The organism is Actinomadura violacea (genome assembly GCF_017573465.1).
GTDB classification, from domain to species: domain Bacteria; phylum Actinomycetota; class Actinomycetes; order Streptosporangiales; family Streptosporangiaceae; genus Spirillospora; species Spirillospora violacea.
Window position 1 is genome coordinate 33,547 of the sequence record NZ_JAGEPF010000038.1, and the last position, 26,990, is coordinate 60,536.

The 26,990-nt window shown below is 73.7% G+C and carries 24 protein-coding genes, 3 tRNA genes and 1 riboswitch; of the genes, 15 read left to right on the forward strand and 12 right to left on the reverse strand.

Going from position 1 to position 26,990, the window contains the following annotated elements; translation table 11 throughout:
* Nucleotides 1-73 precede the first annotated feature (73 nt).
* Both J4709_RS45005 and J4709_RS45010 read left to right on the forward strand, forming a co-directional pair.
* Nucleotides 74-835 carry a GntR family transcriptional regulator gene (locus J4709_RS45005; RefSeq protein ID WP_208251567.1) on the forward strand — a complete coding sequence of 254 codons (762 nt, stop codon included), beginning with the start codon at nucleotides 74-76 and terminating at the stop codon, nucleotides 833-835.
* Nucleotides 832-1,503, forward strand: a complete 672-nt coding sequence (locus tag J4709_RS45010) for a phosphonatase-like hydrolase (RefSeq protein WP_208251569.1) — start codon at nucleotides 832-834, stop codon at nucleotides 1,501-1,503. Before J4709_RS45005 ends, J4709_RS45010 begins: the two co-directional genes overlap by 4 nt.
* Here J4709_RS45010 and J4709_RS45015 read toward each other — a convergent pair whose 3' ends face one another.
* The 6 genes from J4709_RS45015 to J4709_RS45040 all read right to left on the reverse strand — a co-directional run bounded on the left by J4709_RS45015 (nucleotide 1,504) and on the right by J4709_RS45040 (nucleotide 4,476).
* The gene (locus J4709_RS45015) at nucleotides 1,504-1,821 is read right to left on the reverse strand and encodes a DMT family transporter (RefSeq protein ID WP_208251571.1); all 318 of its coding nucleotides are present in this window, start codon (nucleotides 1,819-1,821) and stop codon (nucleotides 1,504-1,506) included.
* Between the two features lie 412 nt (nucleotides 1,822-2,233).
* Nucleotides 2,234-2,305: transfer RNA gene (locus J4709_RS45020), tRNA-Val, on the reverse strand.
* 14 nt (nucleotides 2,306-2,319) lie between these two features.
* Nucleotides 2,320-2,390 (reverse strand) — tRNA-Cys (locus J4709_RS45025).
* Nucleotides 2,391-2,415: 25 nt separating this feature from the next.
* Nucleotides 2,416-2,488: transfer RNA gene (locus tag J4709_RS45030), tRNA-Gly, on the reverse strand.
* A gap of 40 nt (nucleotides 2,489-2,528) precedes the next feature.
* Nucleotides 2,529-3,503 carry a CHAP domain-containing protein gene (locus J4709_RS55220; RefSeq protein WP_208251573.1) on the reverse strand — a complete coding sequence of 325 codons (975 nt, stop codon included), beginning with the start codon at nucleotides 3,501-3,503 and terminating at the stop codon, nucleotides 2,529-2,531.
* A 169-nt stretch (nucleotides 3,504-3,672) separates the two neighbouring features.
* Complete coding sequence (locus J4709_RS45040) at nucleotides 3,673-4,476, reverse strand: universal stress protein (RefSeq protein ID WP_208251575.1); 804 nt, start codon at nucleotides 4,474-4,476, stop codon at nucleotides 3,673-3,675.
* A 102-nt stretch (nucleotides 4,477-4,578) separates the two neighbouring features.
* On the opposite strand from J4709_RS45040, the gene J4709_RS45045 reads away from it, so the two are divergent.
* A complete protein-coding gene (locus J4709_RS45045) occupies nucleotides 4,579-5,145 on the forward strand; it encodes a YceI family protein (protein WP_208251577.1) in 567 nt (188 codons plus the stop codon).
* 4 nt (nucleotides 5,146-5,149) lie between these two features.
* On the opposite strand, the gene J4709_RS45050 is transcribed toward J4709_RS45045, so the two are convergent.
* From J4709_RS45050 to J4709_RS45065, 4 genes are all read right to left on the reverse strand, one after another.
* Nucleotides 5,150-6,058 carry a hypothetical protein gene (locus J4709_RS45050; RefSeq protein ID WP_208251580.1) on the reverse strand — a complete coding sequence of 303 codons (909 nt, stop codon included), beginning with the start codon at nucleotides 6,056-6,058 and terminating at the stop codon, nucleotides 5,150-5,152.
* A 156-nt stretch (nucleotides 6,059-6,214) separates the two neighbouring features.
* Nucleotides 6,215-7,435: a M20 metallopeptidase family protein gene (locus J4709_RS45055; RefSeq protein WP_232385036.1), complete on the reverse strand. Its 1,221-nt coding sequence runs from the start codon at nucleotides 7,433-7,435 to the stop codon at nucleotides 6,215-6,217.
* An 86-nt stretch (nucleotides 7,436-7,521) separates the two neighbouring features.
* Complete coding sequence (locus J4709_RS45060; protein WP_208251581.1) at nucleotides 7,522-8,241, reverse strand: hypothetical protein; 720 nt, start codon at nucleotides 8,239-8,241, stop codon at nucleotides 7,522-7,524.
* A gap of 16 nt (nucleotides 8,242-8,257) precedes the next feature.
* The gene (locus J4709_RS45065; protein ID WP_208251582.1) at nucleotides 8,258-9,028 is read right to left on the reverse strand and encodes a maleylpyruvate isomerase family mycothiol-dependent enzyme; all 771 of its coding nucleotides are present in this window, start codon (nucleotides 9,026-9,028) and stop codon (nucleotides 8,258-8,260) included.
* A 222-nt stretch (nucleotides 9,029-9,250) separates the two neighbouring features.
* On the opposite strand from J4709_RS45065, the gene J4709_RS45070 reads away from it, so the two are divergent.
* The 8 genes from J4709_RS45070 to hypF all read left to right on the forward strand — a co-directional run bounded on the left by J4709_RS45070 (nucleotide 9,251) and on the right by hypF (nucleotide 18,068).
* The gene (locus J4709_RS45070; RefSeq protein ID WP_443608762.1) at nucleotides 9,251-10,129 is read left to right on the forward strand and encodes an RNA-guided endonuclease TnpB family protein; all 879 of its coding nucleotides are present in this window, start codon (nucleotides 9,251-9,253) and stop codon (nucleotides 10,127-10,129) included.
* Between the two features lies 1 nt (nucleotide 10,130).
* Nucleotides 10,131-11,054 (forward strand): MerR family transcriptional regulator, encoded by a 924-nt coding sequence (locus tag J4709_RS45075; protein ID WP_208251583.1) that lies wholly within the window; start codon nucleotides 10,131-10,133, stop codon nucleotides 11,052-11,054.
* An 80-nt stretch (nucleotides 11,055-11,134) separates the two neighbouring features.
* A complete protein-coding gene (locus J4709_RS45080; protein ID WP_208251585.1) occupies nucleotides 11,135-12,259 on the forward strand; it encodes an LLM class flavin-dependent oxidoreductase in 1,125 nt (374 codons plus the stop codon).
* Nucleotides 12,256-12,849: a CE1759 family FMN reductase gene (locus J4709_RS45085; protein WP_208251587.1), complete on the forward strand. Its 594-nt coding sequence runs from the start codon at nucleotides 12,256-12,258 to the stop codon at nucleotides 12,847-12,849. Before J4709_RS45080 ends, J4709_RS45085 begins: the two co-directional genes overlap by 4 nt.
* 50 nt (nucleotides 12,850-12,899) lie before the next feature.
* Nucleotides 12,900-13,241, forward strand: a complete 342-nt coding sequence (locus tag J4709_RS45090) for an ArsR/SmtB family transcription factor (RefSeq protein WP_173094737.1) — start codon at nucleotides 12,900-12,902, stop codon at nucleotides 13,239-13,241.
* A complete protein-coding gene (locus tag J4709_RS45095; RefSeq protein WP_208251589.1) occupies nucleotides 13,238-13,870 on the forward strand; it encodes an SRPBCC family protein in 633 nt (210 codons plus the stop codon). The genes J4709_RS45090 and J4709_RS45095 overlap by 4 nt, the downstream gene beginning before the upstream one ends.
* 10 nt (nucleotides 13,871-13,880) lie before the next feature.
* Nucleotides 13,881-15,806 (forward strand): HEAT repeat domain-containing protein, encoded by a 1,926-nt coding sequence (locus tag J4709_RS45100; RefSeq protein ID WP_208251591.1) that lies wholly within the window; start codon nucleotides 13,881-13,883, stop codon nucleotides 15,804-15,806.
* A 27-nt stretch (nucleotides 15,807-15,833) separates the two neighbouring features.
* Nucleotides 15,834-18,068: a carbamoyltransferase HypF gene (gene hypF, locus J4709_RS45105; protein ID WP_307802082.1), complete on the forward strand. Its 2,235-nt coding sequence runs from the start codon at nucleotides 15,834-15,836 to the stop codon at nucleotides 18,066-18,068.
* On the opposite strand, the gene cobN is transcribed toward hypF, so the two are convergent.
* Complete coding sequence (cobN, locus tag J4709_RS45110; protein ID WP_307802083.1) at nucleotides 18,029-21,580, reverse strand: cobaltochelatase subunit CobN; 3,552 nt, start codon at nucleotides 21,578-21,580, stop codon at nucleotides 18,029-18,031. The genes hypF and cobN overlap by 40 nt on opposite strands.
* Before the next feature lie 63 nt (nucleotides 21,581-21,643).
* Nucleotides 21,644-21,761: riboswitch (cobalamin riboswitch) on the reverse strand.
* 93 nt (nucleotides 21,762-21,854) lie between these two features.
* Here cobN and J4709_RS45115 point away from each other — a divergent pair.
* The 4 genes from J4709_RS45115 to cobJ all read left to right on the forward strand — a co-directional run bounded on the left by J4709_RS45115 (nucleotide 21,855) and on the right by cobJ (nucleotide 26,269).
* The gene (locus J4709_RS45115; RefSeq protein WP_208251592.1) at nucleotides 21,855-22,940 is read left to right on the forward strand and encodes a hypothetical protein; all 1,086 of its coding nucleotides are present in this window, start codon (nucleotides 21,855-21,857) and stop codon (nucleotides 22,938-22,940) included.
* A 61-nt stretch (nucleotides 22,941-23,001) separates the two neighbouring features.
* Nucleotides 23,002-24,150: a ferredoxin-like domain-containing protein gene (locus J4709_RS45120; RefSeq protein ID WP_208251593.1), complete on the forward strand. Its 1,149-nt coding sequence runs from the start codon at nucleotides 23,002-23,004 to the stop codon at nucleotides 24,148-24,150.
* A complete protein-coding gene (locus J4709_RS45125; RefSeq protein WP_208251594.1) occupies nucleotides 24,147-24,767 on the forward strand; it encodes a precorrin-8X methylmutase in 621 nt (206 codons plus the stop codon). Before J4709_RS45120 ends, J4709_RS45125 begins: the two co-directional genes overlap by 4 nt.
* The gene (cobJ, locus tag J4709_RS45130) at nucleotides 24,767-26,269 is read left to right on the forward strand and encodes a precorrin-3B C(17)-methyltransferase (protein WP_208251595.1); all 1,503 of its coding nucleotides are present in this window, start codon (nucleotides 24,767-24,769) and stop codon (nucleotides 26,267-26,269) included. The genes J4709_RS45125 and cobJ overlap by 1 nt, the downstream gene beginning before the upstream one ends.
* Here the strand turns inward: cobJ and J4709_RS45135 are convergent.
* On the reverse strand, nucleotides 26,257-26,988 hold the full coding sequence (locus tag J4709_RS45135; RefSeq protein WP_208251691.1) for a cobalt-precorrin-6A reductase: 732 nt from the start codon (nucleotides 26,986-26,988) through the stop codon (nucleotides 26,257-26,259). The genes cobJ and J4709_RS45135 overlap by 13 nt on opposite strands.
* Between the last annotated feature and the right edge of the window lie 2 nt (nucleotides 26,989-26,990).

The window sequence follows — 26,990 nt, forward strand, 5'->3', positions numbered from 1 at the left end:
GCCGTTCACCTGGGAAAACAATGGCGTTTCCGCACATTGACAGCGTCGTCTCCGGCCCTTGTATGGTCAGCCCATGACGTCGGGATCACTGCACGCCAAGCTCGCCGACGCGCTGCGCGAACGGATCGTCTCCGGCGCCCTCGCCGTGGGGGAGCCGCTGCCGTCGGAGGCCCGGCTCGTCGAGGAGTTCGGGACCTCCCGCGGCACCGTCCGGCAGGCGCTGTCGGCCCTGCGCAACGAGGGCCTCATCGAGGGCGGCCAGGGCCGCCGCCCCATCGTCCGGCGGCGGCCGATGGGCCAGCCGTTCGAGACGTTCCTGTCGTTCTCCGCGTGGGTCGAGCGGTCCGGGCACCGGCCCGGCCAGCGCACCATCGAGCTGGCCCGCCGCGGCGCCGACCCGGTCGCCGCCGGCGCGCTCGGGCTGGAGCCCGGCGAACCGGTCATCGACGTGCTGCGCCTCCGGCTGCTCGACGACGAGCCCGTCATGCTGGAACGCAGCACCTTCGCCCTCGACATCGGCCTGCTGCTGTTCGAGTTCGACACCGACGCCGGCTCCATCTACGCCGGCCTGCTCGCCCGCGGCGTCCAGATCGTCGCCGCGACCCACACCATCGACGCCGTCGCCGCCCCCGCCGAGGACGCCCGGCTGCTCGGCGTCCCCAAGGGCGGTCCGCTGCTGCGCGAGCGCCGCACCGCGAGCACCACCGACGGCCGTCCCGTCGAGTACGCCGACGACCGCTACCGCCCCGACCGCGCCACCTTCACCATCGCCAACGAGCGGGCGCACCATCTCGCGCTCGTCCGCACCGTGCCCGAAACAGGAGAGGCCCTGTGAACTTCGAACTCGCCGCGCTCGACATGGCCGGCACCACCGTCCAGGAGGGCGGCGCCGTCTACGCCGCCCTCGACCAGGCCGTCGCGTCGCACCTCGGCCGGCCCGTCCCCGCCGACGTCCTGCACCGCTGGACCGGCACCAGCAAGCGCCAGGCCGTCGCCGGCCTGCTGACCGAACTCACCGGCACCGCGCCCGCCGCCGACGTCGACACCGTCTACTCCGACTTCACCGTCCGCCTCACCAAGGCCTACGCGACCGTCCCCCCGAAGCCCCTGCCCGGCGTCACCGAGGCCATCGCGGAACTGCGCGCCGCCGGCGTCAAGGTCGTCCTGCAGACCGGCTACTCGCGCGAGATCGCCGAGTCGATCCTGGACGCGCTGGCCTGGACCGCCCCCGGCACCGTCGACGGCCTCGTCACCAGCGACGACGTCCCCGCGAGCCGTCCCGCCCCCTACATGATCTTCCGCGCGATGGAGCTGGCCGCCGTAACGAGCGTGGACCGCGTCCTCGCCGCAGGCGACACCCCCAACGACCTCGCCGCCGGCCACAACGCGGGCGCCCGCTACGTCGTCGCGGTATCGACCGGCGCCACCCCCGCGGCCGACCTGGGCCGCCACCGCCACACGCACCTCCTGGAGTCCGCCGCAGACCTGCCCGCCCTGCTGTGATCAGGCGGCGATGACGCGCAGTCCCACGACCCCGGCGACGATCAGCAGCAGGCACAGGATCCGCGCGAACGTCACGGGGTCGTTCAGGACCACCATCCCGTAGATGGCGGCGCCGACCGCGCCGATCCCCGTCCACACGGCGTACGCGGTCCCGAGCGGCAGCGTCTGCAGCGCATGCCCGAGCCCGACCATGCTCAACGCCAGCGCCACGAGGAACAGAACCGTCGGCCCGACCCGGGAGAACTGGTGCGACGCCTCGAGCGCCGCCGCCCACACCGTCTCCATCACCCCGGCCCCGATGAGGATCAGCCAGACCACGCCCCCGCCCCCTCCACCAAGATCACGAGAACGGCCTCCCCACCCCCCACCCGTCTACACACCGAACGCAACCCACTGCGCCGGTGAAGTCAGGCGCAGCAACGGAGCCCACGAACGAAGCCGCAATTGATCACTGACCGCAACCCCAGAGAAGCAAGGGGCGAAGCCCCAAAAGCAGGAGCGGCGCTGCTGAGAAAGGTGCCCACGGACCGTAACCACGTGGGGGCGAGGGGCGAAGCCCCAAAAAACAGGAGAGGCGCAGATGAGAAAGGTGCCCACGGACCGCGACCACGCGGGGGGTGTGGGGGGCGGAGCCCCTCACAGCGGGGGTCCGGGGGTCGTCCCCCGGGCCAACACGAAGAGGGAGTGACGGCCCGCGCTTTCCGCGGGCACACCACTCCCAACTCCATCGTGGGCGATACTGGGATTGAACCAGTGACCTCTACCGTGTCAAGGTAGCGCTCTCCCACTGAGCTAATCGCCCTTGCGTGTACTGCGAGGTGGAGACGGGATTTGAACCCGTGTACACGGCTTTGCAGGCCGTTGCCTCGCCTCTCGGCCACTCCACCAGAGCGAGGCCGTCGGGCCTCTCAGAGCGGACGACGGGATTCGAACCCGCGACCCTCACCTTGGCAAGGTGATGCTCTACCAACTGAGCCACGTCCGCTTGTCGGCCCCGGGGTTTCCCCCGGCGCGCATGGACAACTCTAGCGGAATCCGGGAGTGGTTGCGTACTCGTCGGCGGCGGAGTCGGTGGCCTCGGCGTGCAGCGAGTTCCAGAAGGCGAGCTCGTTGTCCTCTTCGAGGTGGGCGATGCGGCCCCAGAACTCGCGGTCCTCGGCCTGGTGGGCGGCGGCGAGGGAGAGGGCGGGCATGACGGTGGTGCCGGCGTCGGCGGCGTCGAGGTCGGCGGGGGTGACGCCGGCCGGGAGGGCGACGGGGGTGGAGGGGCGGTGGTGCTTGCCGCGCTTGCGGACGCGGATGGGCGCCGCGGTGGGGGCCTTGGCGGCGGCGGCGCGGCCGGCGGCGAGGGCGACGGTGCCGCACAGCACGAAGGCGAGGATGCCGCCGAGGACGACGTCCTGGGCGGGGAGCTGCTGCCCGCCGGAGCCGCTGTGCTGCTCCTCGTGGGTGTGCGTGGTGGCGGCGGGGGCGCCGACCTTGTCGACGGTGGTGGCGGGGGCGGCGTGCTTGGGCGCGTACTTGGCCTCGGTGACCTGGATCTTGCCGGGGTAGCCGAAGCCGACGACGTCGTCCATGCTGCGGGTCTTGCGCATGAGCTTGTAGCCGTCGGCGTTGCCCTCGATGGTGTGCAGGGTGTGCCCGTCGACCTTCTCGACGATGCCGACGTGGTCGATCTGGTCGATGTCGCCGGAGCCGGACCAGTCGTAGAAGACGAGGGCGCCGGGCTCGGGGGTGTGGCCCCAGGCGCCGTGGTCCTTGAACCACTTGGCGTGGTCGACGGTGGAGGCGAACTGCCCGGCCTGCTCGGCGACGCCGGCCTTGTCAGCGGCCCAGGCGAGGAACATGTCGCACCAGGGGGCCGTCTTGAAGTAGGAGTCGTGGTCGCCGTCGATGTGCTGGGCGTACCAGTCGCCGAACTTGGTGTAGCCGCTGCCGTGCTCGGTGTATCCGAGCTGCTTCTGAGCAACGTCGAGCAGCTTCTTGCCGATCGGGTCCATCTCGCTCCCTGCCGACTCGCCGACTCGGGCAGGGGGCGCCCGACCGGGTGCCGGTGCGTGCCCCGTTCCAAGGTCACGTTCCGGTCTCGCTGGAATGTAGTCGAGGTAAACCGGGGGCGGCAAGCCGTTCCGGGTAAGCGGTCAAAACGGGCTACCCGGTGGTAGTCCGTCAGAAGTAGCCCCTCGGGAGCACGGTCACCGGGCAGGGGGCGGCGCGCAGCACCTTGACGGAGACCTCGCCGAGGAAGACGCGGTGGGCGGCGGCGTCCTCGCTGGACGCGCAGACCAGCAGCTCGCCCTCGGGCCAGTCGAGGTCGTCGAGGGCGTCGGCGACGTCGTCGCCCTCGGCCAGGTCGGCGGTGACGTCCTCGGGCAGCAGCTCGGAGGACTCGACGGCGAGCCGGATGGCCAGTGCCAGGTCGTCGCGGAGCCGTTCGGCGTCGACGTCGCCGATGGCGAGGGTGACGAGGCGGAGCGGGACGTCGAGCCGGTCGGCGGCCTGGGCGGCGCGGACGACGGCCTCGTCGCACTGGGGGCGGCGGACGTACATGACGGTGATGCGGCCGAGCTCGTCGGGCGGCGCATAGCCGGCGGGGGCGAGCATGACGGCCTCGGTGGCGGAGTGCAGCAGGTGGTCGGCGGCGGCGCCGACGCCGATCCGGCCGCGCGCGCCGCCTTCGGGGGAGCCGACGACGATCAGGTCGGCGCCGATCCGGCCGGCGACGGAGGTCAGGCCGCGGCCGACGCTGCGGCTCTCCTGGACGAGCAGGTCGGCCGGCTGCTCGCCGAGCAGCTCGGCGGCCTGTTCCAGCAGGGTGTGGGCCTCGCCGGCGGCGCCCGCGCGGCCGGGCGGGTGGACGGTGGCCACGCTCAGTTCGCCGCCGGTGAGGGCGACGATGGCGCGCGCGAGGTCCAGGGCCTCGCGGCCGCCCGCGTCGTTGACGTACCCGGCCAGCACGTGTTCGCCGATCATTGGGTGAGCATTCCCCGGGACCGCGCCATCACAACGATCATGACCCAGTTTGAGGTAACTTTTCGTGTTTGAAGCTCGTTGCGCTCTTTAGGGGGATTTGTCATGGGGGACGAGGTTGGGGGCCTCGAACCGGGCCGCTGGACGATCGATCCGGTCCATTCCGAGATCACGTTCACGATCCGGCACCTGATGACCACGGTCCGGGGGTCGTTCCCCGACTTCGGCGGCGAGGTCGTGATCGCTGCGGACCCGATGGAGTCCACCGCCCGCGCCGAGATCAGGATGGCCTCCATCGACACCCGCAGCGCCGAGCGCGACGAGCACGTCCGCTCCGCCGACTTCCTGGACGTCCTGCGGCACCCCGTCATGACGTTCAAGGGGACCGGCGTGGAGCGCGCCGCGATCGGCCGCCGGGCCCGGCAGCCCCGCTACCACCTGGGCGGCGAGCTGACCGTCAAGGACGTCACGCGCCCCGTCCGGCTGCTCACCGAGTTCCACGGCATCGGGTCCGACCCGTGGGGCGGCACCCGCGCCGGGTTCACCGCGACCGCGTCGATCAGCCGCCGCGACTTCGGCATCGAGTTCAACGTGCCGCTGCAGGGCGACAAGGTCATGCTCGGCGACACGATCGCGATCGCCCTGGAGATCCAGGCCGTCCGCGAGGACTGAGCCCTCAGCCGCCGCCGGTCCGGGCCGGCTCCGGCTCGGGGACGCCGGGGACGTGCGGGTTGCCGTACCAGGCGACCGCCACCGCCCCCACGACGGCCAGCACGAACCCGATGGACGCGGGGACCGCCATGCCCGCGCGGGCGGTGTCCCCGAGCCACAGCACGCCGATGATGCCCGGGACGACCGTCTCGCCCGCCACCAGCGCCGCCGTGGCGCCGTTGATCGAGCCGATCTGCAGCGCGAGCGTGTGGAAGTACATGCCGCCGAGGCCGGCGATGGCGATCGCGTAGAGGGCGGGGTCGCCGAGCAGGTCCCGCCAGGCGAACGGGTCGGTGCCGTTGAGGACGCGGACGCCGACGCCGACCGCGCCGAAGCACAGCCCCGACAGCAGGCCGGCGGGGATCGCGGCGCGCGAGCCCATCAGCCGGACGATCGGCAGCGCCGCCAGCACGAGCAGCACCGACACCGCGAGCAGCCCCCAGTGCCAGCCGATCGGGACGTGCCCGCCGCCCTCGTGCCCGGCGGTGCCGGCGAGCAGCACCAGCGCGGCGCACACCACCCCGATGGAGATCCACTCCGGCCGGACGAGCCGGATGCCGAGCACCCAGATGCCGAGCACCGCGGTGATCACCAGGTTCGCGCTGATCACCGTCTGCGACAGGAACAGCGGCACCAGCTTCGCCGACAGTGCGCCGAGCGCGAACCCGGCCGCGTCCAGCACCGTGCCGGCGATGAACTCCCACGTCACGACGGCCTTGGCGGTGGAGGACAGGCTCGGCCCGCCGTACTCGGTGGCCCCGGCGCCCGCCGCGCTCTCGCGCGCGGCCGACCGCCTGGCGCCGAGCGCCTGCAGGACCGATCCCGATCCGTAGCAGGCCGACGCGCCCACCGCCGTCAGCAGCCCGATGAACACCGGCGCACCCTCCGTTTCCGCCGCGGGACCGCCGGTCCCGCCCGACTCCCCGCCCTGCCCGCACCGGGGCGAACCCGTCCCGCCCCCCAGTCTGACGACCGGGCGGGCCGGAATGTTTCGCCAGGTCCGCCCCGGCCGCGTGTCGGTCGCCCCGGGTCAGTTCCCGCGCGCCAGCCGCCGGACGGCCAGCTCGGCGTAGAGCGCGGCACCGTCGGCGAGGACGGCGTCGTCGTAGCGGGCGTCGGGGGAGTGGTTGACGGCCGCCGTCCCCGGGTCGGCGTCGGACGGGCACGCGCCCATCACGACGAACGCCGACGGCACCTCGTCGCACACGAACGAGAAGTCCTCGGAGGCGGGCAGCGGGTTCGGCGACTCGAAGTAGCGGTCCTCGCCGTAGGCCTCGCGGATGGTCTCGGCCATGAACGCGGCCTCGCCGGGGTCGTTGACCGTCACGGGGTAGTCCTGGACGTAACTGACGTCGACGTCCAGCCGGTGCGCCTTCGCCAGGCCCTGCACCAGCTCGACCGTCCGCTCCTTCAGCCTGTCGTGCGAGGTCTGGGAGAACGACCGGACGGTGCCGGAGAAGCTCGCCTCGTCCGGGATGACGTTGTCCATCGTGCCGGAGTGGAACGACCCGATCGTCAGCACGACGGGGTCGAACGGGTCGAACGCGCGGGTCACCATCGTCTGCAGCGCGGTGACCATCTCGCACGCGACGGGCAGCGGGTCCTTCGCCAGGTGCGGCATCGACCCGTGCCCGCCGACGCCGCGGACGGTGACGCGCAGCCGGTCCGCCGCCGCCATGACCGGGCCGCCGCGGCTGACGAACATGCCCTGCGGCAGGCCCGAGGAGAACACGTGCAGCGCGTACGCGGCGACGGGCCGCTCGCCGGACGCCTCCAGCACGCCCTCCTCGATCATGATCTTCGCGCCGCCGAGGCCCTCCTCGCCGGGCTGGAACATGAACACGACGTCGCCCGCCAGCTCGTCGCGGCGGGCCGCGAGCAGCCGCGCCGCGCCCGCCAGCATCGTGGTGTGCAGGTCGTGCCCGCACGCGTGCATGACCCCGTCGACCTGCGAGATCACGCGGGCGTCGCCGCGCTCGGTCACCGGGAGCGCGTCCATGTCGCCGCGCAGCAGCACCGTCGGGCCGGGGCGGGCGCCGCGCAGCACGGCCGTCACCGAGGTCAGCCGCTCGCCCGTGGCGACCTCCAGCGGCAGGCCGTCCAGGGCCGCGAGCACCTTCTCCTGGGTCCGCGGGAGGTCCAGGCCGAGCTCGGGTTCGCGGTGCAGCGCGCCGCGGAGCCGGGCGAGGTCGTCCTGCAGGGCGGCGGCGTCGTCGCGCAGGGACCCGGGGACGGTCGAAGGCAGGCTCAACGGTTCCTCCTCAGGGGGTCTCCGGGGCCGCAAAGGGCGTTCCGGGCGGCCCGTTCCGGCGCCGCCCCTGCACCGTATCGCCGCCGTCACCCGAAATGCCCTACCTCGCGGGCATGAAGATCGCGGAGGAGGAGGTGCGCGTCGCCGAGCCGCGCCGCGCCCTTCAGCGACCGGTAGATCCCCCACTTGGGGACGGTGCCCGCCGCGCCGGGCCGCAGGTCGAGCCCGCCCCGCACGGCCTCGGTCACGGCCGCGCCGCCGGCAGTGACCGTCCAGCGGACGCGCCCGTCCGGCGGCCCGGCGAACCTCGCCTCGATCTCGACGCCGATCCACCGGCTGCGGAGCGGGTCAAGATCGGCGGCGCCCACGACGACGCCGGACCGGATCGCGTTCAGCTCCAGCAGGTCGCGCCCGCCGCGCCGCCTCAGCGACGTCACCAGCACCGGCCCGCCGCCCGGCCCGCCGCCCGGGACGGGGGCGAAGAACTGGTGGACGTGCGTGAACGCCGCCGTCGCGGCCAGCGCCCGCGGCAGGTACCAGGACCACGCGAACCGCCACGTCTCGCCCTCGGCGATGCGGCGCTCCCGCCCGTCCGGCCCCCGCATGCCCCGGACCTCCTGGCGCTGCCGGTCCGTCAGGGTGTCGGCATCGCCGGGGCAGTGGATGTCGAACCGGTACACCGTCCCCAGCGCCCGGATGTGGCGGACGCCCGGATGCGATCCGGCCCGGTCGTCCTCGACCCCCGCGAACGCGGCCAGCCCGTCCCGCCGCGGGTCGGCGCTCCACCCGTCCCGTCCGCCCGCCATCGCCCCATTGTGAAGGTCAGAACGCCGTCCGGGCGAGCCAGTGGTCCAGCAGCGCCCGGTCGCCGGTCACCTTCACGTCCGCGCCGTCCGGGGGCAGGCGCCGGGCGAACACCAGCATCAGGTCGCGGACGGGCCCGGCGACGGTCATGTCGCCGTCCCGGTCCGCGCGCTCGCGGCCGAGCCCGTCCGGCGCGCGGGTGATCACCCACCCGGGGACGGACGGCTCGGACGGGCGCAGGCTCAGCGTCTCGCCCCGCCCGCGCAGTTCGGCGAGCTTCGGCTGGAGCGTCGCGGCGGCGGGCTCGGTCACCAGGCTTAGCCATTCGGTGATCCCGTCGGCGGCGACGTCGGGCGCGATCGCGTAGCCGACGCCGGTGGTGAACGCGGCGTCAGCGTGGTGGACGGCCGTGTCGTGCAGCATCCGGCGCAGCCACATCGCGGCGGGGCGCGGGCCCATGATCGGATGGACGATGGTCTTGTCCGGGGCCGCCTCGAAGGCCCTGACCAGGTCGTCCGCGCCGTCGCGGAGCCACCCGGGCCAGTCCGCGACCGAGCCGGGCGCCGTCCGGGGCACCTGCGTGACGAGGTCGGTCGCGCCGTCCCGGACGAACCCGGCGGCCCACCGGTGCGCTTGGCCGATGTGCCCGACGAGATCGCGCAGGGTCCACTCCGGGCACGTCGGCACCCGCACGTCCGGATCCGCCCCGGCGACGGCCGCGGCCATCCCGCCCGAGTGCTCGCGCAGCGCCTCCACGATCCGATCGGCACCGAGCACGTTGTCGTCCATGGTCGTATTCCCTCCTCGTGGACGTCGTCCCCGTACCGTAGAAACTCCAGCCCGGTGGAGATTCAAGGGGTTTAGCGGGGAATTCCGGTGCGTCAAGGACGGGAAGAATCGCTTCTACTGTGTCGCGGCGCGCCGCGGATGGGGTTCGGCGCACACGTCCCGCGATCGGTCAGGCGCCCATCTCGGCGACGTGGACCGACCACAACACGTAAGATGCGGCCGGTGAAGCTGGTGATGCCGGTGAAACTGCTGCCGACGCCCGAGCAGGCGGCGGCACTGCATGCGACTCTGCGCACCTGCAACGCGTTGGTCGACCGGATATCGGGTCAGGCGTACGAGAAGAAGGTGTTCTCCCGCGCCGGGCTGCAAAAGCTGGTCTATGCGGAGTTGAAGGCGGCCGGATTGTCGGCGCAGCCGGCGTTGCATGTGATCCGCAAGACCGCCGATGCCTACACCACGCTGCGCGCCCAGATCAGGTACCGGCGGGCGCAGGCGCGGCGGCGTGCCGAACTGCAGAAGAAGAAGGCCGCCGGATCCCGCTCGGCGGCCCGCCGCCTGGCACGGCGCAAGGCCCGCGAGGGACGGCACGCCGCGCACGTCAACCACAAGATCGCCAAACGGATCGTGGCCGATGCCCAACGCACCGGACGCGGGATCGCTCTCGAAGAACTGAGCGGAATCCGCGGCCGGGTACGGCTCGGGCGGCACCAGCGGGCCACGCTCTCCACCTGGCTGTTCCACCAACTCGGCACCTATATCGCCTACAAGGCCCGACGGGCCGGGGTGCCGTTCCTGCAAGTCGATCCCGCCTACACCTCGCAGACCTGCCCGCGCTGCGGGCACGTCGCACGAGGCAACCGTCCCCACCGGGACCACTTCTGCTGTCGTCGGTGCGGGCTCGCCGGCCCCGCCGACCACATCGCCGCCGTGAACGTCCGCCGACGGGCGCGCACGGTGTGGGCATTCGTCAGCATGCCCGACCCGCTCCCTGCCCAGGGGAAGGGTGATGCGACCCCAGCGCGGCAGCCGGCCGCGCAGGGGAGCGCGACGAGGTGTGAACGACCGAGCCACGAACTCGCCCGTCCACGACCGAGAAGCTGACGTGACCGTGACCGGCGCCACAGGGGCGGGGGGCCTTGGCATCGGGGACCTGGCGGCGCTGACCGGCGTCCCTGTCCGGACGATCCGGTTCTACTGCGACGAGGGGATCCTCGAACCGGCGCGCAGCGCGGGCGGGCACCGCCGGTTCGACGCGCCCGCCGTCGACCGGCTGCGGCTCGTCCGGCGGCTGCGCGGCCTCGGGCTCGGCCTGCCCGCGATCGCGGACGTGCTGGCCGGCGGCCGGTCGCTCGGCGACGCGGTGGCCGCCGAGCGGGCCGCGCTGGACGCGGAGATGGCGGCGCTGGCCTGGCGCCGCGCGGCGCTGTGCGCGGTGGAGGCGGCGGCGCCGGGCGAGCGGGCGGCGCGGCTGGAGCTGCTCGCCGCCGCGACGGACGGCGGCGCCGCGCGGGCCGCGCTGACGGAGTTCTGGCTGCGCCGGATCATGGCGCCGCTGCCGGCCGGGCGGGTCGAGGAGTTCCTGGCGAGGGTGGTCCCGGCGCCGCCCGCCGATCCGACGCCGCCGCAGGTGGTCGCCTACGCCGAGATGGTCGCGCTGACGGCGGACCGGTCGCTGAACCGGCGGCTGCTGGAGCAGGGGCGGTCGAACGTGCGGGTCGTCGGCGACGAGGAGTCGCTGCTGGCCGGGATGAGCGAGGCGATGGAGCTGGCGGCGCCGCTGGTCCTGGCGGGGGCCGCGCCGGGGCCCGGCGCGGCGCTGGACCGGTTCGTCGACGCCCACGCCGCGGGGAGGAGCGCCAGGGACACGCCGGAGTTCCGGCGCGTGATCCTGCGCGACTCCGAGGTGGAGCGCGATGCCCGCGTCGTCCGGTACTGGGACCTGTTCCACCTGGTCACGGGGGAGCCGGTGACCCTCGGCGCGCTGCACTCCTGGCTGCTGGAGGCGCTCGAGCGGTCCGTGCCGTAGCGCCGGCCGCGGAACGGAATAGCGGGGCGGGGGCCGGGGTTCGGTAGGGTAATTGAAAGTTCTACTACTTGGAGGCCGGCATGCAGTTCGGGATCTTCACGGTCGGCGACGTCACCACCGACCCGACCACCGGCCGGACCCCGTCCGAGGCCGAGCGGATCAAGGCGATGGTCGCGATCGCGCTGAAGGCCGAGGAGGCCGGGCTCGACGTCTTCGCCACCGGCGAGCACCACAACCCGCCGTTCGTGCCGTCCTCCCCGACGACGATGCTCGGCTACATCGCGGCGCGCACCGAGCGGCTGATCCTGTCCACCGCGACCACGCTGATCACCACGAACGACCCGGTGAAGATCGCCGAGGACTTCGCGATGCTGCAGCACCTCGCCGGCGGCCGCGTCGACCTGATGATGGGCCGCGGCAACACCGGGCCCGTCTACCCCTGGTTCGGCAAGGACATCCGCGACGGCATCCCGCTCGCGATCGAGAACTACCACCTGCTGCACCGGCTCTGGCGCGAGGACGTCGTGAACTGGGAGGGCGAGTACCGCACGCCGCTCCAGTCGTTCACCTCGACGCCGCGCCCGCTGGACGGCGCGCCGCCGTTCGTGTGGCACGGCTCGATCCGCAGCCCGGAGATCGCCGAGCAGGCCGCCTACTACGGCGACGGGTTCTTCGCGAACCACATCTTCTGGCCCACCGACCACTTCCAGCGGCTGATCGGCCTGTACCGGCGCCGCTACGAGCACTACGGGCACGGCTCCGCCGACCAGGCGATCGTCGGCCTCGGCGGCCAGGTGTTCATGCGCAAGAACTCCCAGGACGCGGTCCGCGAGTTCCGGCCCTACTTCGACAACGCGCCCGTCTACGGGCACGGCCCGTCGCTGGAGGACTTCACCCGCGAGACGCCGCTGACCGTCGGCAGCCCGCAGCAGGTCATCGACCGGACGCTGACGTTCCGCGACCACTTCGGCGACTACCAGCGGCAGCTGTTCCTGATGGACCACGCGGGACTGCCGCTGAAGACCGTCCTGGAGCAGATCGACATGCTCGGCGAGGAGGTCGTCCCGGTGCTGCGCAAGGAGTTCGAGGCGCTGCGGCCCGCGCACGTCCCGGCGACCGCGCCGACGCACGCGTCGCTCGTCGCCGCCAAGGAGAACGCAGTCAAGGAGAACGCGGCCGAGGAGAACGCGGGGGTGGCGCGATGACGACGCTCGCCGTGGTCTCGGCCGGGCTCGGACGTCCCTCGTCCACGCGGCTGCTGGCCGACCGGCTCGCCGAGTCGGCCGCGCGGGCGCTCGGCGGGGACGTCGCCGTCGAGACGGTCGAGTTGCGCGACCACGCGCACGCGATGGTCGACGCGACGCTCACCGGCTTCCCGTCGGGCGGCTTCCGTGCCGCGGTCCAGGCCGTGACCGGCGCGGACGGCCTCATCGCGGTGACGCCGGTCTTCAACGGGTCCTACAGCGGCCTGTTCAAGACGTTCTTCGACGCCATCGAGCGCGGGGACCTGGAAGGCAGGCCGGTGCTGCTCGGCGCGACCGGCGGCACCGCCCGGCACTCCCTCGCCATCGACTTCGCGCTGCGGCCGCTGTTCGCCTACCTGCGCGCGAACGCGATGCCGACCGGCGTGTTCGCGGCGTCGGAGGACTGGGGGAGCGGCGACACCGCCCTGCCGGACCGCATCGCCCGCGCGGGCGCGGAGCTCGCCGCCGCGATCGACGGCCGCCCGGCCGCCGCCAAGGCCGACCCGTACGACGAACCGGTTCCGTTTGAAGACCTTCTGACCGACCGCTAGCTCGCATTTTAAGGCTTGGCTTATATAAGCCGAGCCTGTATGTTGGGCCCGTGCACGCCTTCGATGTGCTGGGCGACCCGGTCCGGCGCCGCATCCTCGAGCTGCTCGCCGACGGCGAGCGGTCCTCGGGCGAGGTGTCGTCGGTCGTCCGGGAGGAGTTCGGCATCTCGCAGCCCGCCGTCTCGCAGCACCTCAAGGTGCTGCGCGAGGCGGGCTTCGCGGTCGTCCGGCCGGACGGGACGCGGCGGCTCTACAGCATCGGCTCCGCGCCGCTGCAGGAGATCGACGACTGGCTCGGCCGCTTCCGCCGCTACTGGACGCCGCATCTGGACGCCCTGGCCACCGAGATCGCCAGGGGCCGGCGCGCACGCCGGACCGAGGAGGAACCATGATCGAAGTTTCCGGGCAGATCGACGACGTGCGCCGCCGGGTCGGCGACCGCGAGATGGAGGCGGGCACCGCCCGCTCCGTCGTCATCAGCCAGACCTACGGCGCGCCCGTCGAGGACGTGTGGGACGCCGTCACCAACCCCGAGCGGATCCCGCGCTGGTTCATGCCCGTCTCCGGCGACCTGCGCCTCGGCGGCCGGTACCAGCTCCAGGGCAACGCCGGCGGCACCGTCGAGCGCTGCGACCCGCCCAAGAGCTTCTTCGCGACCTGGGAGTTCGCCGGTCAGACCAGCTGGATCGAGGTCCGGCTCACGCCCGAGGACGGCGACCGGACCCGGTTCGAGTTGGAGCACATCACCCACGTCGACGACCACTGGGAGCAGTTCGGCCCCGGCGCCGTCGGCATCGGCTGGGACATGGGCCTGCTCGGCCTGTCCCTCTACCTGTCGGCCCGCGAGGAGAGCCCGGCGGACCTCGGCGTCGAATGGCAGACCTCCCCCGAGGCCCTCGACTTCACCAGGAAGCTCGCGGAACGCTGGTACCAGGCCGACGTCGCGTCCGGCACCCCCGAGGCCGACGCCCGTGCCCGCGCGGACCGCACCCGCGCCGCCTACACCGGAACCGTGGAATGATCTCCTCTTTGTGACGCTTCTCCGGGGTCTGGACGAGATCGACTGGCCCGCTCTGCGGCACGCCTACGGCTCCGCCGCCGACGTCCCCGGCCTCCTGCGCGCCGCAGGGGAGAGCCTCGAAGCGGTGGACGACCTCGATGCCCGGCTCTACCACCAGGGCGGATTCATCTGCGACGCCGCCACCGCCGCGCTTCCGTACCTGGTCGCTCTGGCGTCGTCGCCGGACACGGCCGGCCGGATCGGCCTGCTGGAGCTGCTCCGGGCACTCGTCGACGTGGCGCACACGATCCCGCGCGTCGACGCTGGCTGGCCGGACGCCTGGGCCGCCGCGCTGCCGCGTCTCGTCTCTCTTCTCGACGACTCCGATGCGGAGGTCCGGCGGACACTGCCGCAGATGCTGGCGGCCGCCGTGGGCGACGCCGACATGATCGTTCCGGCGCTGCGTGCCCGGTGGGACGGCGAGGACGACGCGGCGGTGCGGCTCGGGACCGTCATCGCGGTCGGTGAGCTCGCGCCCGGATGCACGGCGCGGGTGCTGCCCGAGGCGCTCATCTGGCTCCGCGACCTGGGGACCTCGGACGATCCGCAGCTGCGGCTCGCCGCCGACGCCGCGCTGGCGGCGGCGGTCGGCGCGCAACGTCCGGACGCCGCCGTCGCCGTCGAGGCTTTGCGCGGTGACGTCGCCGTCTGGCGCGACGTCCCCTGGGGCGGCCGTGACGCGTCCGGCCTGATCGGTTGGGTTGCGGGACGGATCGGGGACGACGTGCCCGCACGTCTCGACCTGTGCGCGGCCTTCATCGCCGACGGCGACGCCGACCGTCGGATCGGCGCGGTCCGGGTCGCCGCGGACCTGCTGACGGAATGGCGGTCCCCGGTGCGACGCCTGCTGCCGGGCCTCGCCGATCTCTCCACCGATGAGTCGTCCGCAGCGCGCTCCTATGCCGTCCACCTGCTCGCGGCGCTGGACGAGGGCGACGCCGACCTGCTCGCGGCCCGGCTCGGCGACGGCGCGCCGGTGTCCGAGTACGGCGACGACCGGATCTCCGACTTCGCCGCCTGGGGCCTGGCGTGGCGCAAGGACACCCGCTGCGTCCCGTACCTGGTGGAGCGCCTCGCCGAGAAACCGCCGCAGAGCGACGCCTACTACGGCTCATCACCGTTCATCAACACTCCGCCGTCGATCCTCTATTCGCTGGCGCCGCTCGGCGACCACGTGAACGACCTTCTCCCCGCCATCCGGGCGCGGATGGACGGGGTCGACTCCGGCCGGATCCTCGCACGGGTGCTGCAGGAGTGGGGACCGTCGGCGGCACCGGCCGTCCCCGAACTCGTCCGGCTGCTCGACACCGAGGCGGCCGCGCAGGCCGCGATCGCGATCGGCTCGATCGGTCCGGCCGCCGCCGAGGCGGTGGACGCGCTCTCCGGTGACGGCGAGCACCCGGACGAGCGGGTCGCGCGGCAGCGGAGGTTCACGCTCCCTTGGGCGTTCTTCAAGGTCACCGGCGATCCGGCGCCGCTGCTCGACGTCGCGGACGCCGTGCTCGACCAGCGGTATCCGGGCAGGGATCTGCGGTTCATCGCCGATCTCGGCGCGCACGGCGTCGCCTGCGCCGACCGTCTCCGGGGGCTCATGGGGCCTGGTGACGAGTGGAGGCAGACCGAGGCCGCCCACGCCTACCACCGTGTCACCGGAGACCTGGACACCGCGGCGGACGTCTTGGGCGGAGCGGTGTACCACCTGGCGAAGGGCGAGTACCTGCCGGCCCGGTGGGCGGCGCTGGGGTATCTGGCGGAGATGGGCCGGGACGCCTCGCCCGGCGACCGGCCACTGCGCGAGATCGTCGACTCCGACCGGCGGCATCGCAACAACGGCGGGTGGCGGGCCTTCGCCGAGGACAGGGAACTGCGCGCGCTCGCCGCACGCCTCCTCGAATGATGCAGCCTGACCTGCGAGGATGCCCGCGTGGACGTGCGGGTCGGGGTGCGGGTCGAGGGGATCGTCCAGGGGGTCGGGTTCCGGCCGTTCGTGCACGGGCTCGCGACCGGGCTCGGCCTGTCCGGGCTGGTCGGCAACGACGCGCGCGGCGTGTTCATCGAGGTCGAGGGCCCGGCCGGCGCGGTCGAGCGGTTCCTGGACGGGCTGCGCGAGCGGCCGCCGCGGCTCGCGGTCATCGACCGCGTCACCACGCGGAAGCTCGCGGTGTCGGGTGCCGCCGGGTTCGTGATCGCGGGCAGCGACGCGTCGGGGGAGCGCCGCGCGCTCGTGTCGTTCGACTCCGCGACCTGCGACGACTGCCTGCGCGAGATGCGCGACCCGGCCGACCGGCGGTACGGGTACCCGTTCATCAACTGCACGAACTGCGGGCCGCGGTTCACGATCGTGCGGGACGTCCCGTACGACCGGCCGAACACGACGATGGCGGGGTTCGCGATGTGCGGGCCGTGCGCCGCCGAGTATGCCGACCCCGCCGACCGGCGCTTCCACGCTCAGCCGGTGTGCTGCCCCGCCTGCGGCCCGACGCTGGAACTGCGTCCGGCGGCGGACGATCCGCTGCACGCCGCGCGGAAGCTCCTCGCGGACGGCGCGGTGGTCGCGGTGAAGGGGCTCGGGGGCTATCACCTGGCGGTGCGGGCGGCGGACGGGGAGGCGGTCGCGGCGCTGCGGGCGCGGAAGCATCGCGAGGACAAGGCGTTCGCCGTGATGGTGCCGGACGTGGCGGCGGCGCGGGCGTTGTGCGAGGTCGGGGAGGCGGAGGAGGCGCTGCTCACCGGTGCGCGGCGTCCGATCGTCCTGCTGCGGCGCCGCCCGGACGCGGCGCTGGCCGAGGCGGTCGCGCCCGGCAACGCCTCCGTGGGGATCATGCTGCCCTACACGCCACTGCATCATCTGCTCGTCACCGAGCCGCTGGTACTGACCAGCGGAAACGTGTCAGACGAGCCGATCGCCTTCCGGGACGCGGACGCCCTTGAGCGGCTGGCCGGGATCGCGGACGCGTTCCTCGTCCACGACCGCCCGATCCATGTCCGCACCGATGACGCGGTGGTCCGCGTCTTCCGAGGCCGGACGCTGCCGGTGCGGCGGTCACGCGGCTACGCGCCGGAGCCCGTGCCGATTCGGAGCGGTCCGCCGGTGCTGGCGTGCGGAGCGGAGTTGAAGAACACGTTCTGCCTGAGCAGGGACGGTCGCGCGTTCGTCTCCCACCACATCGGCGACCTGGAGAACTACGAGACGCTCCGCGCCTTCGAGGAAGGCGTCGAGCATTTCCGGCGACTGTTCGACATCGTTCCCGAGGTCGTCGCCTACGATCCGCATCCCGAATACCTGTCGAGCAAATACGCGCTGGCTCAGGAATTGCCGACGGTCGCCGTCCAGCACCATCACGCGCACATCGCGTCCTGTCTCGCCGACAACGGGACGGACGGCCCGGTGATCGGGGTCGCGTTCGACGGGACCGGATTCGGGACGGACGGCACGCTGTGGGGCGGCGAATTCCTCATCGCGAACCTGCGAGGCTTCGAAAGGGCCGGGCATCTGGCGCCGGTTCCGCTGCCGGGTGGTGCGGCGGCGATCCGCGAGCCGTGGCGGATGGCGGCGGCCTACGGCGTCCCGGACGACCTGCCGGTGGCCGACCGGCCCGCCTGGGACACGGTCAAGGGAATGGCGCGGCGGAACGTCAATTCTCCGCTCACCTCCAGCATGGGCCGGTTGTTCGACGCGGTCGCCGCCGTCCTCGGCGTCCGCGACAAGGTGAACTACGAAGGCCAGGCCGCGATCGAGTTGGAGCAACTCGCCGACCCGACCGAGCAGGCCGCCTATCGGGTCGCCTTCGACGGAACGGAGGCGTTCACGGTGCGCGGCGCCGACCTGGTGAACGCCGCCGTCGATGACGTCCGAGCCGGAGTCCCCGCCCCGATGATCGCGGCCCGGTTCCACAATTCCGTCGCCGCGCTCATCGTCGAAGGCGCACGCCGTATCCGGGAAACGACCGCGATCGGCACGGTCGCGCTGTCGGGCGGTGTTTTCCAGAACATGCTGCTGCTCGAACGCGCGGTGACGGGGCTCGAAGACGCGGGCTTCACCGTGCTGACGCACCACCGCGTCCCGCCGAACGACGGCGGCATCAGCCTCGGGCAGGCCGCCGTCGCGACGGCCCGCTCTCAGTCGCCGTCCTCCAGGTCGCCTTCGACCTGGAGGTAGAGGCGCTTCAACGCTTCGAGGGTGTCCTGCTCGGGGTGCTCCCACATGCCCCGGTCGGCGGCTTCGAGGAGCCGTTCGGTGATGCCGTGCAGCGCCCACGGGTTCGACTCGTTGAAGAACGCCTGGTTCTCGGCGTCCAGCGCGTACGTCTGCGCGAGCTTCTCGTACATCCATTCCGCGACGACGCCGGCGGTCGCGTCGTAGCCGAACAGGTAGTCGACCGTCGCGGCCAGCTCGAACGCGCCCTTGTAGCCGTGCCGCCGCATCGCCGAGAGCCAGCGCGGGTTGACGACGCGGGCCCGGAACACCCGCGAGGTCTCCTCGTCGAGCGTGCGGGTCCGGACGGCGTCGGGCCGGGTGCTGTCGCCGATGTAGGCCTTCGGCGCCTTCCCGGTCTGCGCCCGCACCGTCGCGATCATGCCGCCGTGATACTGGAAGTAGTCGTCGGAGTCGGCGATGTCGTGCTCGCGGGTGTCGGTGTTCTTCGCGGCGACGCTGATCCGCCGGTAGGCGTTCTCCATGTCGCCGCGCGCCGGGACGCCGTCGAGCCCGCGCCCGTAGGCGTAGCCGCCCCACACCGCGTACACCTCGGCGAGGTCGGAGTCGTCGCGCCAGTTGCGGCTGTCGATCAGCGGCAGGATCCCGGCCCCGTAGGCGCCGGGCCGCGACCCGAACACCCGCAGCGTCGCCCGCCGCTCGTCGCCGCCCTCGGCGAGGTCCGCCTTGACGTGCGCGCGGACGAAGTTCATGTCGTCGGGCTCGTCCTGGTTCGCCGCGATCTGGACGGCGTCGTCGAGCATCGCGACGGCGTGCGGGAACGCGTCGCGGAAGAACCCGCTGATGCGGACTGTGACGTCGATGCGCGGACGGCCCAGCTCGTCGAGCGGCACCGCTTCGAGGCCGGTGACGCGGCGGGACGCCTCGTCCCACACCGGGCGGACGCCGAGCAGCGCCAGCACCTCGGCGATGTCGTCGCCGGACGTGCGCATCGCGCTCGTGCCCCACACCGACAGCCCGACCGAGCGCGGCCACTCGCCGGTGTCCTCGCGGTACCGGTCCAGCAGCGAGTCGGCCATCGCGCGGCCGGTGTCGTAGGCGAGCCGGGACGGGACGGCCTTCGGGTCGACGGAGTAGAAGTTCCGGCCGGTCGGCAGCACGTTGATCAGGCCGCGCAGCGGCGACCCGCTCGGCCCGGCCGGCACGTACCCGCCGTCGAGGGCGTGCAGCACCATGCCGATCTCGTCGCTGGTCTTCTCCAGCCGCGGGACGATCTCCGTCGCGGCGAACCGCAGGATGTCGGCGACCTGCCCGTCCGCGACGTCGGACGCGGCGGACGGATCCCAGCCGCGATCCTCCATCGCGGTGACCAGCGCGCGCGCCTGTTCCTCGACGGCGTCGACCTCGTTCCGGGACGCGCCGTCCTCCTTCAGGCCGAGCGCTTCGCGCAGGCCGGGCAGCGTCACCGACCCGCCCCACATCTGCCGCGCCCGCAGCATCGCCAGCACCAGGTCGACGCGGGTCTCCCCGGCCGGGGCGGCGCCGAGGACGTGCAGGCCGTCGCGGATCTGGACGTCCTTCACCTCGCACAGCCAGCCGTCCACGTGCAGCAGGAAGTCGTCGAACTCGGCGTCGTGCGGCCGGTCGTCCAGGCCGAGGTCGTGGTCGAGGCGGGCGGCCTGGATCAGCGTCCAGATCTGCGCGCGGATCGCGGGCAGCTTCGCCGGGTCGAGCGCCGCGATGTTCGCGTGCTCGTCGAGGAGCTGCTCCAGCCGCGCGATGTCGCCGTAGCTCTCCGCCCGCGCCATCGGCGGGATCAGGTGGTCGACGAGCGTGGCGTGCGCGCGCCGCTTGGCCTGCGTGCCCTCGCCCGGGTCGTTCACCAGGAACGGGTAGATGAGCGGCAGGTCGCCGACCGCCGCGTCCGGCCCGCACGACGCCGACATCCCGGCGGACTTGCCGGGCAGCCACTCCAGGTTCCCGTGCTTGCCGACGTGGACGATCGCGTCCGCGCCGAACTCGTCCGCGATCCACCGGTACGCCGCCAGGTAGTGGTGGCTCGGCGGGAGGTCGGGGTCGTGGTAGATCGCGATGGGGTTCTCGCCGAACCCGCGCGGCGGCTGCACCATCACGACGACGTTCCCCGACCGCAGCGCGGCGAGGACGATCTCGCCGTCCGGGTCGCGGGAGTCGTCCACGAACAGCTCGCCGGGCGGCGGGCCCCAGTGCCGCTCGATGCCTTCCCGCAGGTCCGCGGGGAGCGTCGCGTACCAGGCCCGGTACCGCGCCGCCGGGATGCGGACGGGGTTGCCGGTGAGCTGCGCCTCGGTCAGCCAGTCGGGATCCTGGCCGCCCGCCGCGATCAGCGCGTGCATCAGCGCGTCGCCCTCGGCGGGCAGCGCGTCGCCGACGTCGTAGCCGCGTTCGCGCAGCTCGGCGAGCAGTTTCACCACGCTGGCCGGGGTGTCGAGCCCGACCGCGTTCCCGATCCGCGCGTGCTTGGTCGGGTACGCCGACAGCATCAGCGCGACCCGCTTGTCCTTCGCCGGGACGTGCCGCAGCCGCCCGTGCCGGACCGCGATCCCCGCGACCCGCGCGGCGCGCTCCGGGTCGGCGACGTAGACGCTGAGGCCGTCCTCGTCGGTCTCCTTGAACGAGAACGGCACCGTGATGATCCGGCCGTCGAACTCCGGCACCGCCACCTGCGTCGCGGTGTCGAGGGGCGACAGGCCGTCGTCGTTGGCCTCCCAGGCGGCGCGCTCGCTGGTCAGGCACAGGCCCTGCAGGATCGGGACGTCCAGTTCCGCGAGCGCCCCGACGTCCCACGCCTCGTCGTCGCCGCCCGCGCCCGCGAACGCCGGCTTCGTGCCGCCCGCCGCCAGCACGGTGACGACCAGCGCGTCCGCCCGTCCGAGCGTGTCCAGCAGGTCCTCGTCGGCGGTGCGCAGCGACGCGCAGAACACCGGGAGCGCCCGGCCGCCCTTCGCCTCGATCGCCTCGCACAGCGCCTCGACGAACGCGGTGTTCCCGGCGAGGTGATGCGCGCGGTAGTACAGGACGCCGACGACCGGCCCGTCACCCGGCGCCTGCTCGCGCTCCAGCACGCCCCAGGTCGGCGTGGGTGCCGGGGGAGCGAACCCGAAACCGGTGAGCAGCACCGTGTCGGACAGGAAGCCGAACAGCTCGGCGAGGTTGCCGGGACCGCCGTGCGCCAGGTACGCGTGCGCCTCCGCGCTCACCCCGGCCGGGACGGTCGACAGCTCCATCAGCTCGGCGTCCGGCGCCTGCTCGCCGCTGAGCACCACCACGGGACGCGGCCCCGCGAGCAGCGCGTCGAGCCCTTGCTCCCAGGCGCGCCGGCCGCCCAGCAGCCGCACCACCACCAGGTCGGCGCCGGCCACCAGGGCGGGCAGATCGTCCACGGACGTGCGGGCCGGGTTGGCGAGCCGGAAGTCGGCGCCGCTCGCACGCGCACTGAGCAGGTCGGTGTCCGAAGTGGACAGCAGCAGGATCACGCGGATCGCGTCCTCACCCGGGGTCCTCGCCCCGAATCGCAGGTCAAGAGAGCGGCGGCACGGAGTCTCCTGGCTCCCGGATCGGCGCTCGCCCCGGCCTTCCCGCTCGCGCGGTGGCCTTGCGTGGGGTTCGCTCCCCGGTGACAGTGGCGGGACCGCGCCGGATTCGCACCGGCTTCCTCCCTTGTCGCCGCCCACACCCTAACCCGATTCCCCCGGACCGGGCGCGCCCGGGCGCGCCCACGGGGCCGCGGCGCCGTGGGACGATCCTCCGATGCAGCGGGAGAGCGAACCGGTCTCGTGGCGGATCCGGCGCTGGGCGGCGCCCGGCGCGCTGGCGGTCCTGGTGGCCGCCGCGATCGCCGGGGTCGGCGCGACCGTCGGCGGAAAGACCCCGAAGGAGGCCGCGGGTTTCCACTACCGGACGCCGCGCTTCGTCCTCACCGCGGGACACCAGGGGCCGTGGCTCGAAGTGCGCGCGATACCCCGGACGCGCACGCCCGCGCCGGTGGCCGATGTGGTGGCGCCGCCCGCGTCCGCCGGTGCGGTGCAAGAGATCCTCGCCGGGCCGGACGGGAGGTTCGTGGTCGCCGCGTCGCGGAGCGACCCGTGCGAGACGCGCCTCTTCGAGTTCCGGCTGACCGGTGACGGCCACGTCACGGGGCTCGCGCCGATGCGCGGCGGCACCACCCCCGCGCTGGTCGCGGGCCTCACGATGAACCGCCGGGGCGACCGGCTCGCCTACACGACCGCGCCCTGCGCGCCGAACCCGTCGCAGACGCGGGCGGCTGCCAACCCGCCCGCGCCCGCGAACCCGCCGCGCGCCGCGCTGACCGTGCTCGACACCGCGACGGGGAACCGCCGCACCTGGACCGCGGCCGGACCCTCGGTCGTCGGCGAGATCGTCTGGGCCCGCGACGGCCGGACGCTCGGCTACACGACCGGCGACGTCGTCCCTGGAGCAGGGCAGGACGCCGCCATCCGGAACGTCACCGTCCGCGCGACCGACACCCGCCACGGCGGATCGGGCCTGCGCGAGGGACGGATCCTGTTCCGCGCGCCGGACGGTCCGGGAGCGGTCTCGGCCGCCACCATGGGCCCGGACGGCCGCTCCGGCTACGGGACGATGAGCAGGCCGGACGCCACCGTCCTTTTCTCCTTCACGGAAGGGAAGCCGATGCGGGGCACCCAGACCATTTCGCGGAAGCCGGGAATCGCCGTCGGCTTCGTCCTCGTGTCGAGCGGGGGGCCGCGTTATGCCTGCTTGAACGGCATCGACGTGTTCGGGCGCGCCATCGACGGGGCGCTCCGGACGACCTTCTCGGGGTTCGGGCACTGCGACTCGGCGATGGCCTACTGAGCCGCGTCCCCGCCCGGGCTCGCGCCGTCCCCGCCCTCGGGGCGGGCCTTAGGATCCTCGCGTGTCGACTTCGCGTTCGGAGCCGGACCGGTGTCCGGGGGCTCTGCGGGTGCACGCCGCCGCCGACGGGGGGCTGGCGCGCGTCCGGCTGCCCGGCGGCGCGCTGACGCGGCCGCGGCTCGATGCCCTCGCCGCTGCCTCGCGCGACCTGGGCGACGGGTTCCTCGAGCTGACGTCGCGCGCGAACCTGCAGATCAGAGGGCTCGCGGACGGGGCGGAGAACGAGCTGAGCGAGCGGCTGCAGGAGGCAGGGCTGCTGCCGTCCGCCGCACACGAACGCGTCCGCAACATCCTCGGCAGCGTGCTGACCGGACGCGACGGGAACGGGCTGCTGGACGTCCGGCCCGTCGTGGCGGCGCTGGACGCCGGCCTCTGCGCCGACCCGGACCTCGCCGGGCTCCCCGGGCGGTTCCTGTTCGCGGTCGACGACGGGCGCGGCGACGTCATCGCGCTGCGCGCCGACGTCGGCCTGTACGCGGTGGCGCCGGACGCGTTCGCCCTGGTCCTTGCCGGGAGGGACAGCGGGCTGCGGGCCCGTCCGGAGGACGCCGCCGCGCTCGCGCTGGATGCGGCGCGCGCGTTCCTGCGCGTCCGGACGAGCGAATGGCGGCTCGCCGAACTCGGCCGCGACCTTCCGCTGCCCGGCGGCAGGAGCGAACCCGTCCCGGTTCCGGCGACTCCGCGGCGGCCGCCGCTCGGGGAGATCCCGCAGCGTGACGGGCGGACGGCGTTCTCCGGGCTCGTCCCGCTCGGCCGCCTCGACCCGGCCGGGCTCGGCGCCGCGGGGGAGATCATTGTCACTCCGTGGCGGGGCCTCGTCATTCCCGGCATCACGGACATGCCACACTTCCCTGGCCTGGTCACCGGACCGGACTGGGCGGGGCTGACGTCCTGCGCGGGACGTCCCGGCTGCGCGAAGTCGCTCACCGACGTGCGCGCGGACGCGGCGCTGGCCCGCCGCGCCGGCGGCGGCCTGCCGGTGCACTGGTCGGGCTGCGAGCGGCAGTGCGGGCGCCCCGCCGACCGGCACGTCGCGGTCGTCGCGACGGCCGGCGGCTACGAGGTGCGGCTCGGCGGCGAGGTCCGCGCCCGGTCCCACGACCTGACGGCGACGGCGGCGGCCGCCGCCACGACACGGAGGAGCGAGTGATCGACTACGTCCGCGACGGCGCGGAGATCTACCGGCGGTCGTTCGCGACCATCAGGGCGGAGGCGGACCTCGCGGGGCTGCCCGACGACGTCGCCCGGGTCGCCGTCCGCATGATCCACGCGTGCGGGATGACCGACCTGGTCCGCGACCTGGACCACGCGCCCGGCGTCGTCGCGGCGGCCCGCGCGGCGCTGCTGGCGGGCCGCCCGATCCTGTGCGACGCGCGGATGGTCGCGGCGGGCGTCACCCGGCGCCGGCTGCCTGCGGACAACGACGTGGTCTGCACGCTCGGCGACCCGCGCGTGCCCGCGCTCGCCGCGGAGCTCGGCACCACCCGCAGCGCCGCCGCGCTGGAGCTGTGGCGGGACCGGCTCGAAGGCTCCGTTGTCGCGATCGGCAACGCGCCGACCGCGCTGTTCCGGCTGCTGGAGATGGTCGCGGACGGCGCGCCCCGGCCCGCCGCCGTGCTCGGCGTCCCGGTCGGGTTCATCGGCGCGGCCGAGTCCAAGGACGCGCTCGCCGCGTCCGATCTGCCGCATCTGGTGGTGCGCGGGCGGCGTGGCGGCAGCGCCATGACCGCCGCCGCGATCAACGCCATCGCCAGCGAGGAAGAGTGATGACCGGACACCTGTACGGGGTCGGGCTCGGCCCCGGCGACCCCGAGCTGATCACGGTGAAGGCGGCCCGGCTCGTCGAGAGCGCGGACGTGGTCGTGCACCACGCGGCGCGCCACGGCCGCAGCATCGCCCGCCGCATCGCGGCCCCCCACCTGCGCGAAGGGCAGATCGAGGAAGCGCTGATCTACCCGGTCACGACGGAGAAGACCGACGACTACAGGGCCGTTCTGGAGGAGTTCTACGAGCGGTGCGCGGCGCGGCTCGCCGAGCACCTGGACGCCGGCCGCGACGTCGTGGTGCTGTGCGAGGGCGACCCGTTCTTCTACGGCTCCTACATGCACCTGCACAAGCGGCTGTCCGGCCGCTATCCGACGACGGTCGTGCCGGGTGTGACGTCGGTGAGCGCGGCGTCCGCCGAGCTCGGCCGTCCGCTGGTCGAGCGCGACGAGGTGCTGACCGTTCTGCCGGGCACGCTGCCGCCCGACGACCTGGCCCGGCGCCTCGAAGCGACCGACTCCGCCGCCGTGCTGAAGCTCGGCCGGACGTTCGGCGGCGTCCGCGCGGCCCTGGACGAGGCGGGCCGGCTGGACGACGCCTGGTACGTCGAGCGCGCCACCACCGACCAGCAGCGGGCGCTGCCGCTGGCCGAGGTCGATCCGGAGAGCGTCCCGTACTTCTCGGTCGCGGTCCTGCCGAGCCGGGTGCACGAGCAGACGCGCCGCGACCTGCCGGAACCCGCAGCGGCGGGGGAGGGACGGGGCGAGGTCGTGATCGTCGGGCTCGGGCCGGCGGGCCGCGAATGGCTCACCCCCGAGGCGCAGGACGCCCTCGCCACCGCCGACGACCTCGTCGGATACGCCCCCTACCTGGCGCGGGTGCCCGCGAACCCCCGGCAGCAGCGGCACGCGTCCGACAACCGGGTCGAGTCGGAGCGGGCCGAGTTCGCGCTCGCGCTGGCCGAGCGGGGGCGCCGCGTGGCGGTGGTGTCGTCCGGCGATCCGGGCGTCTTCGCGATGGCCGCGGCCGTGCTGGAGGTCGCCGCCGAGGACCGCTGGAAGGACGTCCCGGTGCGGGTCCTGCCGGGCCTGACCGCCGCGAACGCCGTCGCGTCGCGGATCGGCGCGCCGCTCGGGCACGACTACTGCGTGCTGTCGCTGTCCGACCGGCTCAAGCCGTGGGACGTCATCGCGTCCCGGCTCGCCGCCGCCGCAGCCGCCGACCTGGTCATCGCGATCTACAACCCGGCGTCGAAGACCCGGAAGGAGCAGGTCGCCAGGGCCCGCGACGTGCTGCTGGAGCACCGGTCGCCGGACACGCCGGTCGTCATCGGACGCGATGTCGGCGGCCCGGACGAGAGCGTCCGCGTGGTCCGGCTCGCCGACCTCGACGCGGACGGCGTCGACATGCGCACGCTGCTGCTGGTCGGGTCGTCGCAGACCACGGCCGCCGAGCGCGGCGACGGCCGCACGACCGTGTTCACGCCGCGCCGCTACCCCTCATGAGCGAGCCAGTCCGCGGCGTCCTCGACGGTCGCGGCGATCGGGACGCCGTCCGGCGCGGGCGGCCGGTCGACCATGACGACCGGGATCCGCAGCGTGCGGGCGGCGGTGAGCTTGGCCGCGGTCATCGCGCTGCCGCTGTCCTTGGTGACGAGGGTGTCGACCGCGTGCCCGCGCATCAGCGCCAGCTCCTCGTCGACGGTGAAGGGGCCGCGCGCGAGGACCGTCTCGGTGCGGGGCGGCAGCGGCGGCTCCGGCGGGTCGACGGACCGGACGAGGAACCAGCGGCGCGCGTCGCCCGCGAACGCCGCGAGGTTCTTGCGGCCGGTCGTCAGGAAGACCCGCTCGCCGGGCAGTGCCGCGGCGGCGGCCTCCAGCGTCGGGACGCGCCGCCAGTCGTCGCCCGGGCCCTCCGTCCAGCCGGGGCGGCGCAGCACCAGCAGCGGGACCCCGGTCCGCTCCGCCGCGACGACGGCGGACTCGGTCATCAGCGCGGCGAACGGATGCGTCGCGTCGACGACCGCGCCGATCCGCTCGTCGCGCAGCCAGGCGGCGAGCCCGTCGGGGCCGCCGAACCCGCCGATGCGGGTGCGGCCAGGCGGCAGGCCGGGGTCGGCGGTCCGGCCCGCCAGCGAGCTGATCACGTCGTAGCGGGGGTCGCCGGCGAGGGCTTCGGCGAGCCGCCGCGCCTCACCGGTCCCGCCGAGCAGGAGCACGCGCAGGG